The 15,122-nt window shown below is 72.9% G+C and carries 9 protein-coding genes and 1 pseudogene; 5 read left to right on the top strand and 5 right to left on the bottom strand.

Features of this window, described 5'->3' with window-relative positions; genetic code table 11:
* Positions 1-167: 167 nt before the first annotated feature.
* Both ACZ4Z5_RS13510 and ACZ4Z5_RS13505 read right to left on the bottom strand, forming a co-directional pair.
* The gene (locus ACZ4Z5_RS13510; RefSeq protein ID WP_468261184.1) at positions 168-5,039 is read right to left on the bottom strand and encodes an RHS repeat-associated core domain-containing protein; all 4,872 of its coding nucleotides are present in this window, start codon (positions 5,037-5,039) and stop codon (positions 168-170) included.
* A gap of 292 nt (positions 5,040-5,331) precedes the next feature.
* Complete coding sequence (locus ACZ4Z5_RS13505; RefSeq protein WP_468261181.1) at positions 5,332-5,850, bottom strand: hypothetical protein; 519 nt, start codon at positions 5,848-5,850, stop codon at positions 5,332-5,334.
* Positions 5,851-5,960: 110 nt separating this feature from the next.
* Here ACZ4Z5_RS13505 and ACZ4Z5_RS13500 point away from each other — a divergent pair, with 110 nt between their 5' ends.
* On the top strand, positions 5,961-8,753 hold the full coding sequence (locus tag ACZ4Z5_RS13500) for an ATP-binding protein (protein ID WP_468261178.1): 2,793 nt from the start codon (positions 5,961-5,963) through the stop codon (positions 8,751-8,753).
* Positions 8,754-8,902: 149 nt separating this feature from the next.
* Here the strand turns inward: ACZ4Z5_RS13500 and ACZ4Z5_RS13495 are convergent, their stop codons facing one another.
* On the bottom strand, positions 8,903-9,325 hold the full coding sequence (locus tag ACZ4Z5_RS13495; protein ID WP_468261176.1) for a secondary thiamine-phosphate synthase enzyme YjbQ: 423 nt from the start codon (positions 9,323-9,325) through the stop codon (positions 8,903-8,905).
* Positions 9,326-9,401: 76 nt separating this feature from the next.
* On the opposite strand from ACZ4Z5_RS13495, the gene ACZ4Z5_RS13490 reads away from it, so the two are divergent.
* A complete protein-coding gene (locus ACZ4Z5_RS13490; protein WP_468261173.1) occupies positions 9,402-10,529 on the top strand; it encodes an NAD(P)-binding domain-containing protein in 1,128 nt (375 codons plus the stop codon).
* Positions 10,530-10,740: 211 nt separating this feature from the next.
* Here ACZ4Z5_RS13490 and ACZ4Z5_RS13485 read toward each other — a convergent pair whose 3' ends face one another.
* Both ACZ4Z5_RS13485 and ACZ4Z5_RS13480 read right to left on the bottom strand, forming a co-directional pair.
* Entirely contained in the window at positions 10,741-11,334 is a 594-nt protein-coding gene (locus ACZ4Z5_RS13485) for a hypothetical protein (protein ID WP_468261170.1), read from the bottom strand.
* Between the two features lie 61 nt (positions 11,335-11,395).
* Positions 11,396-13,213, bottom strand: a complete 1,818-nt coding sequence (locus ACZ4Z5_RS13480; protein WP_468261499.1) for an ABC transporter ATP-binding protein — start codon at positions 13,211-13,213, stop codon at positions 11,396-11,398.
* Positions 13,214-13,321: 108 nt separating this feature from the next.
* Between ACZ4Z5_RS13480 and ACZ4Z5_RS13475 the strand changes: the two genes are divergently transcribed.
* The 3 genes and pseudogenes from ACZ4Z5_RS13475 (at position 13,322) to ACZ4Z5_RS13465 (ending at position 15,115) form a co-directional block, all read left to right on the top strand.
* On the top strand, positions 13,322-13,762 hold the full coding sequence (locus ACZ4Z5_RS13475; protein WP_468261167.1) for a MarR family winged helix-turn-helix transcriptional regulator: 441 nt from the start codon (positions 13,322-13,324) through the stop codon (positions 13,760-13,762).
* Between the two features lie 79 nt (positions 13,763-13,841).
* A pseudogene (locus tag ACZ4Z5_RS13470) lies at positions 13,842-14,022 on the top strand (hypothetical protein); the annotation flags it as partial.
* A 13-nt stretch (positions 14,023-14,035) separates the two neighbouring features.
* The gene (locus ACZ4Z5_RS13465) at positions 14,036-15,115 is read left to right on the top strand and encodes a hypothetical protein (RefSeq protein WP_468261165.1); all 1,080 of its coding nucleotides are present in this window, start codon (positions 14,036-14,038) and stop codon (positions 15,113-15,115) included.
* Positions 15,116-15,122: the final 7 nt, after the last annotated feature.

Raw genomic sequence — 15,122 nt, 5'->3', positions numbered from 1 at the left:
ACCCCCGCCGTCGTACGCCTGGCCGCTGGGAAGGCGCTCACCGTCCGCATGGCGTCCGACGCCTTCCTCGGCTCGCTCGGCAACGCACGGTCCGGAACCGCCGGACCGGGCCGGGCGAGGGCGCTGTCGGCGGTTGCGGGCGTCGGGCGGACACGGGGAGGCGGACTTCATCGGGCCGCGATACGGAACGCGTAGCTGCCGGTCCGGTCGTCGTCGTGCCAGACGACGACGAGGTAGTTCCGGCCGGGCTCCATCCTGAGCAGATCGGTGTCCCAGCACAGCCGGGACGGACTGTAGGCCCGTGGTCCGGGGCCGTCGTCGACCGCAGCGACGGCGATGCCGGCGCAGGGCGTGCCGTCGGCGAGGCGAATGGTCACGGGATGGTAGGAGGTGATCGCGTACAGGTCGACGCGGCCCGGTGTCTCCAGCGAACCCGTGACGGTGTCACCGACGGCGGCCTGGAGGCGGCGTTCCTTGGCCGTGACGACACGGAAGGAGTAGTCGCCGGTCCAGCCACCGGGGGCGGACACATCGAGGCGGTAGTGGGCGCCTTTCCTGACGCGGAACTGGTTGGTGCTGGTGACGGTGAATCCGGGCGCGTCGTTCGCGGGTGGGCCGACGAGCTCGGTCCTGAGGTGGTTGTTGCCGCCGGTGATGTCCTGGAGCCGGAAGACGGTGGCGTCACCGAGGTCGAGTTCGTGGCTGGTCTTCTGCCCGGGGGTGCGGATCGTGCCGGTGGCGGTCTGTCCGTCGCGCAGCGGTCCGCCGGCGGTGGCGTCCGGGTCGGGGGGCGCCGTGCCGCCCGAGAAGGGTCCGGTTGTCGTGGGGATTCCCTTGGAGGACGCGGCCGTCGATGCCGCGTAGCCGATGTCTCCGGTGAGAGCGACGTCGTAGACGCAGTCGCCCGTCTGCGCAGCGGTCAGCTCCAGCCGCTTGCACACGGCTTCGGCCGCGGCACGTGTGGAGGAGGATGTCGCAGGCTGATCGCGGTCGGGGAAGGACCGGTCGGTGAAGGTGTCGGTGGATTCGCCCGGCGCGTAGGTGAAGAGCGAGGTGGCCTGGGTGATGCGCCAGCTGTCGGCGTAGGAGTGGTAGAGGGTGTCGTGGTCGTCGAGCTGGTCCAGGGTGAAGGAGGTGCCCCCGCGGGCCACGACCTTTCCGCTTGCCTGCCCGGTCCACGGGCCGAGGAGGCCCTGGAGATGTCCCTTGCGAGCATCCGGCAGCACGGTCAGCACGTCGAGGCCGGCCGGGTTGACGCGTACTCCTGCCCCGGTGCCGTCGGGCAGCCACAGCACGGCGCTCCGGGTGCCGAGTTCGAGGTGTGCGCCGTGGGGCAGGCGTCCCGCGGCCGTGGACGGTCTGCCGTTGACCGTCAGACCGATGCCGCCCTCGGTGCGGCGGAACTCAACGCGGTCGCCCGCGACACGTACCGCGACCGCGGTGTTGACGGTGACCCGCCGGGTGGTGCGGTCCGGCGGCTGCTGGCGGACCTGGATCCGGAAGTCGTCGGTGTCGGAGGCCAGTGCCACGAACTCGCCGGCGGCCTGCAGGGAGTAGGCGGTGCCGTCCGCCGTGGTGAGGTGGGGATCGCCGGTCGTGGACGGTCCCTTTCCGGCCGGGAATCCGGGGTCGCTGCCGTTCGGCTGGTTGCAGGTGCCGCCTTGCTCGCAGATGTTCCGCGGATTTCCGGGTACATCGGGGGCCTCTCCCGGCTGGGCGGGCGCGTCGCACAGGCCGGCGTCCATGCCGCCACAGCCGGCCTGGCGGTTCGCGTCGCCCACCATCCGCAAAGTGGTGTCCTCTTCGGCGTCGTCAGCGCACCCCCAGAACGACGCGCAGGTGCTGGTTCCTCCACCGCCGATGTTGAATCCCGCGGCCGGCCCGAGGCCGATGTGGAAGCCGTCGGTGCCGTTGGCCTTGTCGAATCCGAGGGAGATCGGCCCGAGGCCGATCTCGCCGCTGATACCGGGGCCGTCCAGGTCGCTGAGCTTGGGTGCGCCCGGTTCGGTCTTGTTGACGCAGCCGATCTGAAGACCGGTGCCCACCATGGCGCCCGCGCCGCCGGTGTTGTTGACCCAGGTGCCGATGCTGCTCCAGCCCACGATGGCGATGCCGCCGCTCATGCTGCCGCCGGCGCCGATGAAATCGGTCACTCCGTAGCCGAAAGTAATGTATTCGCACATCAGGCCGTTGGTGTCGGTGCTGTTGACCGGGTCGCCCGTGACGTACGCGTACAGGTTCGGGTTCCCTCCCGCGACCCCCAGCGGGTCAGGGGCCGTCCAGCGCCGGGAGCGCGGCGCGTAGTCGCGCGCGCCGAAGCGCACCAGGCTGGTGTCCGGGTCCGCGATGCCGCCCGCGAAGCCGATGCTCTGGAAGCCGGGGGCGGCCTGCTCTCGCACGCTGCCCCAAGGGTCGCGGGAGACCGCGTCCGCGGTGCGGCCGTCCGTGGCGTCGAGTACCAGCAGGGGGCTGCCGGTGGCGTCGAGGAGTTCGAGGTAGTCGGTGCCGTCCTTGCGTACGTAGGCCGGCGAGTCTCCGTCGGCGCGCACGTACTGCGCGGTGACCTGCCCTTCGGGGCCGACCTCGGCGGCCGGGTGGAGCGGGTCGAGATACACGAACCCGGTGACCGGACGGCCGCCGGCCTTGCGGGCGACGCGGCGTCCCAGCGCGTCGTTGACGTACGCGACGGCCGGGCCGCCGGGCTTGCGCACACTGCGCAGGACACCGCGTTCGTCGTAGGAGTAGCGCGTCGTGCCGCTGCCCGACCGCGTCGACGCCAGGCGCCCGGCGCCGTCGTAGGTGTAGCGCACGCCGTCACGCTCGACCAGCGCGTTGCGCGCGTCGTACCGGGACACCGACCGCGAGCCGTCAGAACCCGTCGCGGTGAGGAGATTGCCCGCCCGGTCGTAGATGTACGTTGTCGTGACGCCCGCGCGGGAGACCGACGCGATGCGCCCCGCCGGGTCGTAGCCGTACTCCGTCCTGGCGTCGGCGCGGCCCGCCCGGACAACGGTTTCGGCCACGACCCGTCCGAGGCCGTCCCGTTCCCACCGCACGGCGGCGACGACGGTGCCGTCGCGGGTCACGGTCTGGGCGGTCGGCTCGCCGAACCGGTCGTACGTCCAGCGCCGTTCGAGGGAGCCGAGGCGCTCGGCGGTCACCCGGCCGGTCGCGGCATCGCGGTCGAGGGTGAGCGTCCCCGCCCGCACCAGGCGTCCCGACGTGTCGTAGGCGTACTCGACCGGCGGCCGCGTGCCCACGGTCTCTCGCACCACGCGCCCCTGGGCGTCGACCGTCTGGCTCGCGGTGACGTCGAAGGGGCCGGTGGTGTGCGTGGTCGCGGTCCCTCGTCCGTCGTACCGCCGGCTGAGCTTGGTGCCGGGGCTGACGGCGCTCGCCGGGCGGCCCGCGGCGTCGTAGCCTATGCGGTGCCCTGCGGCGATCCGGGTGACCCGCCCGGACCGGTCGCGGGCGAGGGTCAGCGAACTGCCGTCCCACGCCGCGGTGGTCCCGCGCCCGTCCGCGTCATAGGTGTACGTCGTCGTCCGCACCTGCTCGGTGCCGTCCGCCGTGCTTGCCGCGATGCTGCGGCCCCGGTCGTCGCGGACGATCGTGCTGTGATTCCCCAGGCCGTCCGCGAACCCGGTGAGCCGCCCCGCCGGATCGGTCTCCAGGGTGACCGCGGCCGGGCCGGGACCGGCCACCGATGCCAGAGCCCCGTCGGCGGTGTAGGTACGGACCTGCACCCTGCCGACCGGATCGGTCACCTGCACCTGGCCAGAGCCGTACGCATACCGCCAGGTCCGCGTGCCGGGACCGGAGCCGACCGTGACGGACTCCAGCCGCCCCCGCGGGCTGTACGCGTACCGCACCGCCACCCCGCCGACCGAACGCCGGATCACCCGCCCCGCCGCGTCGAACGCAGCCTCCACGGTGCCCCCGCCGGGGTCCTTGACCGTGGCCACCCGCCGTGCGGGGTCGTAGACGTACTCCCAGGTGGCGCCCCCGACGGTGACCGTCTCGCGGCGGGGCTGCGGGAGGGACGGGTCCGCCACCGAGCCGCCGGTGCGGGTCCGCACGGCCGCCACGCCCCGCGGGCCGTCGCTCGACACCACCACCGGCGCGGTCGTGCCCCAGCGGGGGTCGGCCGCCACCTTGAGGACGGTCCTCTCACCGGTCGGCCCGGTGAACGTGCGACGGTCGCCGTCCATCCGCAGCGACGTCGCCCGCCCTGCCGCGTCCGTGTGGATGTACGTGGACCGGCCGCCCTTCGTCTCGACGGCGTCGCGCACCTGCGCCCCGGACGGCGAGGTGGTCGTCACCGTGACCTTGCCGGGCCCGGTCTCGCGGGAGAACCGCGTCGTGGCGTCCGTCCCCCGGGCGCGGGCGGTCACCCTGCCCTGCGGGTCGTACGCGTACCGCGTGGTGACCCCGGCCGGATCGGACCATGAGGTGAGCAGACCGCTGGGGGTCGTGGCGAACCGGGCCACGGCTCCGCTGGGGTAGCGCACCGCGGCCAGCCTGCCGTCGACGGTACCGAGTCCGGTCCGCGCACCACCCGGTGCGTCGAGCCGCACCGCCGTCCCCGCCCGATCACGGCGTACGGTCAGCAGCGGACCGGACGGGGCGGCCACACCGTCGAGCCCGTGCGGGCCCCACAGGAACCGCAGGACCCGGGCGCCGGTCAGCGCGTCGTGAACCGCCACGGCGCGGCCGTCCGCGGAGAAGACGTCGACCGTGCCGCCGTCCCTCGACGCGACCGCGTACACGGCCCCGCCCATGTTCACCCTGAGCGGCTCGACAGCGCGGTACCCCCCGTCCGTCGTCGCCAGCACCCCGGCCCTCGGGTCGAGCGCGGCCAGGCCGTCCAGCGACCAGCCGCCCAGCCCGACCGGCCGCGTGGACGGCGCGGCGTCCTCCGTACGCCCGGGCACCCGGTCCGATGCGTAGACCAGCCGCAAGGCGGTGCCGGGAATCGCCAGCGCAACCCGGACGACCTGCCGTTCGCACGGCATCAAGCCCAAGTCGTCGCAAGCCATCGGGCCCGCCCCCCACTCGGGCCCGGAGTCTCTTGTGCACGCGACGGCTCCGCTCAGCACCAGCAGCACCAAGCACACGACGGCCGCCACCGGCCCGCGTACACGACCCGCAGACAACGGACACAGCACCGCTCGACGAACCACGACACTCCTCCCTCCCCTGGCAGCGCGAACGGACCACATCCGCGCGCCCTTGCTCCGGTGTCCCCCGGGAACCCGGCTCGGACCGGCAACCGGTATGGGCAGGGGCGGAGTCCGGCGGTGCCGGCCCACCCCGCCGTCCTTCCTCGCCTCAGTACTTCTCCCGGGTCACCTGGACCGTGACGCTCGCCTCCAGCCCGGATTCCAGGCCGTGGGCGGTGTAGGTGTGGGGGCCGACGCTCGGGTTGTGGCCGCGGATGAACGTGAACCGGCCGGTCCCGTCGGCCTGGAGGTCGGGGCGGTGGACGGGGTCGCTGTCGAAATACAGCCGGATCTTCTCCCCCGGTTTGAAGTTGAGGCCCTGGATGGTGCAGTTCTCGTACCTGGCGAAGGTCCCGCAGCTGGTGAGCACGGCCTTCTCGTGCGGGAACCACGGCTTCGTCGGGGGTGGCGGGTCGGTCACGGGAGTCGTGGGACTTGGACTCTTGGGACCAGGACTCTTGGGACCGGGGCTCTTCGGACCGGGGCTCTTCGGACCGGGATTCCGGGGGCCGACCGGCTTCGGGTCGGGGCTTCCCGGGACCGGGTCCTCCTCGACCTCGATCCGGCAGCCGGCCACGGCCAGGACGGCGGCCGCGACGGCAGCGGCGGCGAAGTGTGCGCGTGTCATGGTCGCCACGGTCGTCCCCGTAGAGCGCCCGGGGCATCCGTACTGCCACTGAACCGCGGTACGGATCCGGACCCGTCCCCCGCGGTGCGTCCCTGCGGGATACTGCCGACGTGGGGAGCGAATTCGTCGGTCGGACGGCCGAGTTGGCGGTCCTGGCCCAGCGGTTCGAGGCCGCGGGGCGGGGCACCGGATCCGTGGTGCTGCTCGCGGGGCCGGCGGGCGTCGGCAAGAGCACACTCGCGGCCGAGGCGCTGCGTCGCCATGCAGGTCCCGCGGGTTTCGCCGTCGTACGGGGCCACTGCCCCAGGGGCGCAGTGGCGCCGCCGCTGTGGCCCTGGCAGCGCGCGCTGCGCCTCGCGGGAGCGGCCCCCGGGGTACCCGGGCAGCGGACCGCCGGGGCGGTGGGGGCCGGGGCGGCAGTGGAGGCGCGGCCGTGGAGCGCGACGGTACCGGCCGACGCGGCGGCGGTACGGTTCCTGGAGCTGGCCCGGATGAGTGAGGCAATGGCCGCCGTTGCCGCCGAACGCCCCTTGGGCATCCTGCTGGAGGACCTGCACTGGGCCGACGCCGCCAGCCTCGACCTGCTGCGGCAGCTCACCGGCGAGGTCGACGGGTCCGCGCTGCTCGTCCTCGGCACCTTCCGGGAACCGGTGCCCGAGGAGACCGCCGGAGCCCTCGCGGACCTCGGCCGGTACGGGGCCACCACCCTGCGCCTGGCTCCCTTCACGCCGGAGGAGGTCGCGCGGTGCGTCGGCAAGGCGGACGCGGCGGAATCGTACCGGCGGACGGGCGGGTTGCCCCTGCTCGTCACCGCGCTGCGCACGCACGCCGGCAACCTCGGAACCGTCGTCAGCGGCCTGCTGGCCGGGCTCACTGCCGAGCAGTGCGACGTCGTACGGGCTGCTGCCGTGCTCGGCGAGGAGCTGGACGCCGATCGGCTCGCTGCGGTCCTGCCGGAACCGGGCGGGGCCGCCGTCGCGCAGGCGCTGGAGGCGGCCTGGCACGCCGGGGTCCTCTCCGCAGCGCGGACGCTCGCAGCCGGGCGCACCTACCGGTTCACCCACGACCTGGTCCGCGACGAGGTGCTCGGCCGGACCACCCCCGCGACCGCCCGTGCGCTGCACCGGGCCGCCGCCCAAGCACTGGAGCGGGCCGAGGGCCCCGCCGAGGCGGCCCGGATCGCGGCGCACTGGCGACAGTCCGGCACCGAGCCCGACCACCGGGCCGCCGCCGCGCACTGGTCGCAGATCGCCGCGGACCTGGCCCGGGAACGGCACGCCCACGCGGATGCCGCCCGGCATCTGGCGGACGCCGCCGCCGTACTCGACGCGTCGGACGCGCGGTGCGCCCCGGCGCTGATCGAACTGGCCCGCGCCGAGTACCTCGCCGGGCGCTACGAGGCCAGTCTGCGTCGCTGCGACGAGGCATCGGCCGCGGCGGTCGCGAGCGGCCGGCCGGCCCTTCTCGCCGAGGTGGCCCTGGTGCTCCAGGGCGTCACCTTCCCGCACGCGTCGGAGGCCATCACCCGGCAGTGCCGGGCGGCCCTGTCCGTGGAAGGCGTGCCGGACGCGGTCCGGGCCCGGCTGCTCGCCCAGCTCGCCACCGCCTCGGCCGAACTCGACTCCCCCGCGGAGGCGGCCGAGCAGGCCCGCGCCGCCCTCGAACTGGCCGGGGCCACCGGTGACCTGCGGGCCGAACTCGACTCCGCCCGGGCGGTGCAGATGACCCTGGCGCACCCAGACGACACCGCCGAACGCCTGCGCCTGGGCGAGCTGACCGTGTCGCGCGCCGAGCAGCTCGGCGATCCGCTCGCGTCCGTACTGGGACACCAGTGGCGTGTCCAGGCCGGATACCTGCTGGGCCGGCTGGACCTGGTGGACGACGCGGTCCGCGGCATCGAGGCGGTGGTGGCCCGTTCCCCGCTGCCGCTGACCCGTTGGCACCTGCTGCGCGTGAACGCGGCCCGGGCCGCACAGGAAGGACGGTTCGCCCACGCCCGCCGCTGCAACGAGGAGGCGGCCGGGCTGGCCCTGGCCAGCGGGGACCGTTCCGCGATCGCCCTGGGCCACGCCCTGTGCCAGCAACTGGCCCAGGCGCGAGGTGACGCCCAGGAACTGCCCCGCGAGATGTGGCACGACCTCGACCGGGCCCCGCGGCATCCCCTGCTGCTGTCCATGCGGGCCCGGGCGTTGTTCCTCGCCGGGCGGCTGAACGAGGCGCGGGACGTCTACGGGCAGCTGCGTCCACTGCTGCCGGTGCCGATGACGAATCCGCCGTGGCCGGCGATACTGCTGAACCTCGTCGACGTGATCGGTCTGGCCCACGACGCGGAGGCTGCGCGCCTGGTGTACGACCAGCTCGCGCTGTTCCGGCCGTATCCGGGTGCGCTCGGCACGCCCACGGCGTACTTCTCGGGTACGGTCAGCCGCGACCTCGGCCGTCTCGCGCTGACCGCCGGCCGTCCGGCGCAGGCCGAGGAGCTGTTGCGCGAGGCGCTGGTCCGCAACCAGGCCCTGGGCGCACGGCCGTTCGTGGCGCTGACCTGTCTGGACCTCGCGGCACTCCGTCGCGACGGCGGTGCCCTTAAAGAAGCGGCCGCTCTCGCCCGGACGGCGCTGGACATCGCCGGCGAGCTCGATATGCCAGGCCCCCGCGCTGCTGCGAAACGCCTCGTCGACGAGATCGCCGCCCGTCGGCACGGCACCGACCCGCTCACCCCGCGCGAACGCCAGATCGCCGGGCTCGTGGCCCGGGCCCGTACGAACCGTCAGATCGCCGACGAGCTCGTCATCTCCGAACGCACGGTGGAAAGCCACGTCCGCAGTGTCCTGGCCAAATTCGGCTGCGCCAACCGCACCGAACTGGCGGCAGGCTGGGCTGACGACCGGCAGGGATGGCTCTAGTACTGCAACACACGGGCGTCCGCCGCGGAAGCACCGTCCTGGCCGCCGCCGTCCGCGGGCCGGAACGTTGATCATCGCGGAGGGCGGGCCGGGACCAGAGCCTCGGGCCCAGGCCGGGAAGGCACGCTCCCGGCGCAGAGCCCAGGTGCTCAGCCGAGGAAGGTCAGGCGCACCTCGCGCTCGGGATTGTCCCGATTGGTGTCGACCAGGCAGACCGACTGCCAGGTACCGAGCTGGAGCCTGCCGTCGACGACCGGCAGCGTGGCGTGCGGTGGAACGAGCGCCGGGAGGACGTGGTCCCTGCCGTGCCCGGGGCTGCCGTGGCGGTGCTGCCAGCGATCGTCGGCGGGCAGCAGGGTGTGGAGCGCGGCGAGCAGGTCGTGGTCGCTGCCCGCGCCGGTCTCGATGACCGCGATCCCCGCGGTGGCGTGCGGCACGAAGACATTGAGCAGCCCGTCCCTGCCGCGGGCCGCCTCGTCGAGGAAGCGCCGGCAGTCGTGGGTCAGATCGGCGACCTGCTCGGCCGATCCTGTGGTGATCCTCAGGACCTGGGTGGCGAAGGCGTTGGACATGACCCCATCCTCCCGCGCCGGCCCCTCCGGAGAGGGGCGGGAACATTCCACTACCACCCGGCTGTTTGGTAGAACTGTGAACGATTTCGGGGTACGAGACGTGGACGTCGTCGTCATCGGCGCCGGACAGGCGGGGCTGTCGGGTGCGCACCATCTACGGCGCGCCGGGCTGGTGCCGGACCGCGACTTCGTGGTGCTGGACCACTCCCCCGAGCCCGGCGGTGCATGGCAGTTCCGCTGGCCGTCGCTCGTCTTCGGCAAGGTCCACGGCATGCACGCGTTGCCCGGGATGGAACTGGAAGGCGCCGATCCGCGCAGGCCGTCGTCCGAGGTGGTCGGCCGGTACTTCGCCGCGTACGAAGAGGCCTTCGACCTGCGGGTGCACCGGCCCGTCGACGTACGGGCGGTACGCGAGGGCGAGTACGGCCGGCTGCTCGTCGAAACGTCGGAGGGCGACTACTCCACCCGGGCGCTGATCAATGCTACGGGCACCTGGGACCGTCCGTTCCGGCCCCGGTACCCCGGCCAGGAGACGTTCCGCGGCCGGCAGCTGCACACCGCGGACTATCCCGGGCCCGCGGAGTTCGCCGGGCTCAGGGTGGTCGTGGTGGGCGGTGGTACGTCCGCCGTACAGCATCTGATGGAGATCGCCGAGGTCGCCTCGGCGACGACATGGGTGACCCGGCGTCCGCCGGTCTTCCGCGAGGGACCCTTCGGTGAGGAGCAGGGTCGTGCCGCGGTCGCCCTCGTGGAGGAGCGCGTGCGGAGCGGACTGCCTCCCCGCAGCGTGGTGTCGGTGACCGGACTGGCGATGACCGATGCGGTGCGACGGGCCCGGGAACAGGGGGTGCTCGAGCGGCTTCCGATATTCGACCGGATCACTCCGACCGGATTGGCCTGGGACGACGGCCGGTCGGTCGACGCGGACGTGATCCTCTGGGCGACCGGTTTCCGGCCCGCCATCGACCATCTGGCGCCGCTGCGCCTGCGCGAGCCGGGCGGCGGCATCCGGATGGAGGGCACCCGGGCGGTCCGTGACGAGCGCGTCCACCTGGTCGGCTACGGCCCGTCGGCGAGCACGATCGGCGCCAACCGGGCGGGGCGTGCGGCGGTCCGCGAGATCACCCGCCTCCTGGAGCGGGGGAACGCACGGAACGACGACGAGCAGGGCAGGGCGCGCGTCGAAGCCCCCGTGCCGGTCTGACCACGGCCCACGGCGCGCGAGGTCCGGGCGGTTGCGGCCCCGGACGACCCTGCCCGGACGCCCAGGGCCGGCTCACAAACCGCTGTTCGTGCATGAGAGACCGGACCGAGCCCGGACGGCGAGGCCAGGCGGCCGGGGCAGCACGCGGGTCCGGGCTACGGCAGGGCGTGGGTCCGGGCTGCGGCTCACGGCCCGGGACCGGGCCGCGGCGTCAGGGCGCGAACGGCGGCAGCGCCGCGAACTCCGGGTTGCTCCGGACCTGTTCGGCGAGCCCTGCCAGGACCTGGCGGACCCGGGTGAGCGGATGATCCGGGAACCGTGCGTCCCACTGGGCGTGATCAGCCGCATGGAACGGCAGACCGCCTTGCACATCGGGTGCGTACGGGTGGGGTCGGAAGTACTGGTCGGGCCCGACCTCCGCAAGCACCATGTCCTCCCGCATGCCGGTCATCCCGCGCTCCGGTGCCTGAATCTTGACCACGACACTGCAGTTCTGGCGCGGAACGGTGTAACTGCCGAGGAAGACCTGGCCGCTGGGCTGTCCGGGCAGCGGAAGCTTCACTATCTGCCTCAGCGCCGGCAACTGGCCCAGAGTCTTCACCGATGCCTCGATCAGACCTCCGCCGGCCCGCGCGGTGTGATGGGTCAGCGCCGTGCGCAGCGCGGGACCGTCGTCGAGCGAGGCCGGGAGGTCAGGCGGGAGCGCGAAGAAGTGCAGCGACAGTGCGTCGCCCTGGTCGTTCACCCAGACGTCGGTGTCGACCGGCCGGAAGCCGGGCAGTCCCACCCCGAGAAGAGTTTGCATGGGCGTTGATCATGCCGTACGCGCGTGCGATACGGAACCACCGCGTCCGGCGAACCGGCCGTCAGGTGACGGGAGTCGGGACCAGCCGGGCGTCACGGCGGACCAGCGCGGCGTACCGGCCGTCCAGGGCGAGGAGTTCCTCATGGGTGCCGCGCTCGGCGACGCTGCCGGCGTCGAGGACGACGATCTCGTCCGCGTCCCTCACGGTGGACAGTCGGTGGGCGATGGTGATGGTGGTACGGCCCGCGGAGAGCGCATCGATGGCCTGCTGGACGGCGTGCTCGGTACGGGTGTCCAGGGCGCTGGTCGCCTCGTCGAGGATCAGCACCGGCGGGTCCCTGAGGATGGTCCGGGCGATGGCCAGCCGCTGTTTCTCTCCTCCGGAGAAGCGATAGCCGCGTTCGCCGACCAGGGTGTCGTAGCCGTCGGGCAGGCCCGCGATGTGATCGTGGATCTGCGCGGCGCGCGCGGCCGCCTCCAGCTCCTCGTCGGTGGCGTCGGGCTTGGCGAAGCGCAGGTTGTCCGCGACGGACGCGTGGAAGAGATAGGTCTCCTGCGACACGACGCCCACCGCGCCGGCCAGTGTGCCGAAGTCCAGGTCCCGCACATCGACGCCGTCGAGGGTGACCCGGCCGCCGGTCACGTCGTAGAGCCGGGGCACGAGGTAGCTCAGCGTGGACTTGCCGGATCCGGTGGGCCCGACGATCGCGAGGCTGCCGCCTGACGGCACCGTGACGTCGATGCCCTCGAGGACGGTGCCGGCCTTCTCGTCGTAGGCGAAGTCGACGTTCTCGAAGCGGACCTCGCCTTGTACGCGCTCCAGCCGGACGGGCCGCTCGGGCTCGGTGATGTCCACGGGCAGATCGAGGTACTCGAAGATCCGCTGGAAGAGGGCGAGGGAGGTCTGGATCTGCACCCCTGTGGACAGCAGGCTGACCGTGGGCCGGAACAGGCCCTGCTGGAGCGAGACGAAGGCGACGAGCGTGCCGAGGGAGACGGCCGGCCCGCCTGCCTGGAGCGCGAGTCCGGCGGCCCAGTAGAGGAGCGCGGGCAGCGCGGCCATGACGATGCCGATGGTGGACATCCGCCAGCGGCCCGCCATGCTCGACCGGACTTCGAGCCCCACCAGCTTCTCGGATTCCTCGGAGAAGGCCTTGGTGAGGGAGTCGGCACGGCCCATCGTGCGACCGAGCAGGATGCCGCTGACGGACAGCGATTCCGTGACCGTGGCCGCCATCGCCGCCATCTGTTTCTGCCGCTCGCTCGTGATGGTCTTGCGCTCCCGGCCGACGCGTCGGCTGATCCACACGAACAGCGGGAGCAACAGCAGCGAGACCAGCGTCAGCCGCCAGTCCAGGGCCAGCATCGCGACCACGGAGGCGACGACCGCGGTGAAGTTGGAGACCAGCGAGGTCGCCGTGGAGGTGACCGTCGCCTGCATGCCGCCGATGTCGTTGGCGATACGGGACTGGACCTCCCCCGTGCGGGTCCGGGTGAAGAAGGCCAGCGGCATGCGCTGCAACTGCGCGTACACACCGGTGCGGAGGTCGTGCATGACGCGCTGGCCGACCCTGGTGGACACGAAGGTCTGGAGCACGCCGAAAACGCTGGTGACGACGGCCGTGAGGATCATGCCGAGCGCCAGCAGGCTGAGCAGCCCGGTACGGCCCTGCGGGATGGCGGTGTCGAGGATCTCGCGCAGCATGAAAGGGGACGCCACGGAGACCAGCGACGAGGCACAGACCAGCAGGCCGACCAGAGCCAGGCGACCGCGGTAGGGCCGGAACAGCCGGAGGATGCGGCGGAGCTGGACGGGCTGTTCCCTGAGCTGTTTCACGTCGCGTGGCGAGGGCGTCCAGGTCGGACCGTCCTGGTGCATGGCAGGGTGCATGGCTCCTTCGGCGGGCGTGTGACGACGAGGACATCACGGAGCATAGCTCACTGTTACCTATATTCACAATGAGCATGGTCCTGATAATGTGCGGCCATGAGCACCCCCGACGCCGACGGCCTGCTGGCCGAGCAGCTGCTGCGGCTGACCCGCAGACTCCATCGCGTGCAGCGCCGCCAGTTGGAACCGATCGGCATCACCCCGGCACAGGCCCGGCTGCTCCGCGTCGTCGCGCACTACGACTCCCCGCCCCGTATGGCGGATCTGGCGGAGCGCCTTGAGGTCGTGCCGCGGGCCGTCACCACTCTGGTCGACGGCCTGGAGGCGAGCGGCCGGGTGCGACGGGCGCACGATCCGGACAATCGCAGGATCACGCGCATCGAGCTGACGGAGGAGGGTCGCAGCACGCTCCGCTCGCTGCGGGAGGCCCGCCGGGCGGCAGTGGAGGACATCCTCGCGCCGCTGGACGAGACGCAGCGCGAGGTGCTGGGCGGACTGCTGTCCGCACTGGTCGACGGCCCGGCGCGCGGCTGCTGACGACTCCGGGGGCCGCCCGTCGGCTGCGCAGGCACAGACGCCTGTATGGACGCATGGCGCACGGGCCTGCACGTAGGCGGCGATCGCGCACCGGCTGCACACGGCACACGAAGCGGACGTCATCGCGATGGTCGAGGTCGGGCGGGGTGAGCGAACCGGGCGGTCACACCGAGCCGGTGACGGTCGGCGGGGCCTACGCGGCGCTGTGGCGGCCATGGCACGGGCAGTCCTCGGCGGACGGCCACGACCGGAACTCATGACAGGATCACGGACATGACCGACAGGGGGGCACGGCGCATCGCCGTGAAGCACATCGGTACGGTCACTGCGCCCTTGGGGTGGCTCACTGCCATGGGCGGGGAACGGCTCCTCTTCCACAGTCGAGGCACGCTGGAGGTGCACCGCCGTGACGTCTTCCTCGCCGAGGGCGCCGGGTCTCCCCTGGTGAGGAAGAAGCTCCCGCCCGTGACCGACGGGGCGGCGACACCGGACGGCGGTTTCGTCCTCGGCGGGGAGTTCCGCGTGTGGTGCGAGGGACCGGACGGCTCCGTCCGCTGGGAGCTCCGGGACGGCATATGGCCGGACGGCGTACGCGGCGACCGGGTCCGGGGATGGCCGTCGGTCAGTCCGGACGGATCCCTGGCAGCCGTGGTGGTGTCGACGGTCGTCACCGACCCCGAGCGGCCGGCGGTACGGGTCCACGAAGGTCCGCCGGCCCTCCGGTACGGGCACGACTTCCTGCTGCTCCTGGACGCCGTATCGGGCGAGGTGCTCGGCCGGGAGCCGCTGGACGTCCCCAGCCTGCTCAGCGCGCAGCACGTGTGGCACCCGGACGGGTCTCTGCTCGCCGCGTCCTGCTGGGACTTCTGGGACGGCTGGTCCACCCGCTGGATGGAAGCGGGCCGCGGGGGGCTGCGGATGCTCGGCGGCCCGATACCGCACGAGGCCGTGGGATTCGATCCGGGATCGGCACGGCTGTTCTCGATCCAGTACGCCGACGGCTTCGGCCCCGGCGGGACCGACGAACTCGCCTGCTACGACGCGCACACCTCCGAGCGCCTCGCGATGCACGACTTCGGGGGTCTGCTCGAGGACTGGGGTGACTCCTGCCGGACGGATGTGCACCTGCTGGACGCCGAGCGGCTCGTCCTCGGTGTGAGTCCCCGTGACGGCATGGAGGACCGGGGCGGCGAGCACTGGCTGTGCGATGCGGACACGCTGCGTCCGCTCGGCCGCCTGGACTATCCGGTGCTCCCGGCCGCCGGTGCCGCCGTGACTCCGCTCGGGGACGGCACCTGGATCACCCGGCGGTCCGGGTCCGGCAGGCGGATGGACCGCTGGGCCCTCGCCTGAGGGACGT

The sequence above is a fragment of the Streptomyces sp. NPDC030222 genome (assembly GCF_055573115.1).
This window is presented reverse-complemented; position numbering and strand designations above follow the sequence as displayed.

Coding starts and splice junctions, on each gene's coding strand:
- ACZ4Z5_RS13475 (WP_468261167.1), top strand. CDS start 13,322: ATGAGCACCCCCGACGCCGACGGCCTGCTGGCCGAGCAGCTGCTGCGG.
- ACZ4Z5_RS13505 (WP_468261181.1), bottom strand. CDS start 5,850: ATGACACGCGCACACTTCGCCGCCGCTGCCGTCGCGGCCGCCGTCCTG.
- ACZ4Z5_RS13495 (WP_468261176.1), bottom strand. CDS start 9,325: ATGTCCAACGCCTTCGCCACCCAGGTCCTGAGGATCACCACAGGATCG.
- ACZ4Z5_RS13480 (WP_468261499.1), bottom strand. CDS start 13,213: ATGCACCAGGACGGTCCGACCTGGACGCCCTCGCCACGCGACGTGAAA.
- ACZ4Z5_RS13485 (WP_468261170.1), bottom strand. CDS start 11,334: ATGCAAACTCTTCTCGGGGTGGGACTGCCCGGCTTCCGGCCGGTCGAC.
- ACZ4Z5_RS13465 (WP_468261165.1), top strand. CDS start 14,036: ATGACCGACAGGGGGGCACGGCGCATCGCCGTGAAGCACATCGGTACG.
- ACZ4Z5_RS13510 (WP_468261184.1), bottom strand. CDS start 5,039: ATGGCTTGCGACGACTTGGGCTTGATGCCGTGCGAACGGCAGGTCGTC.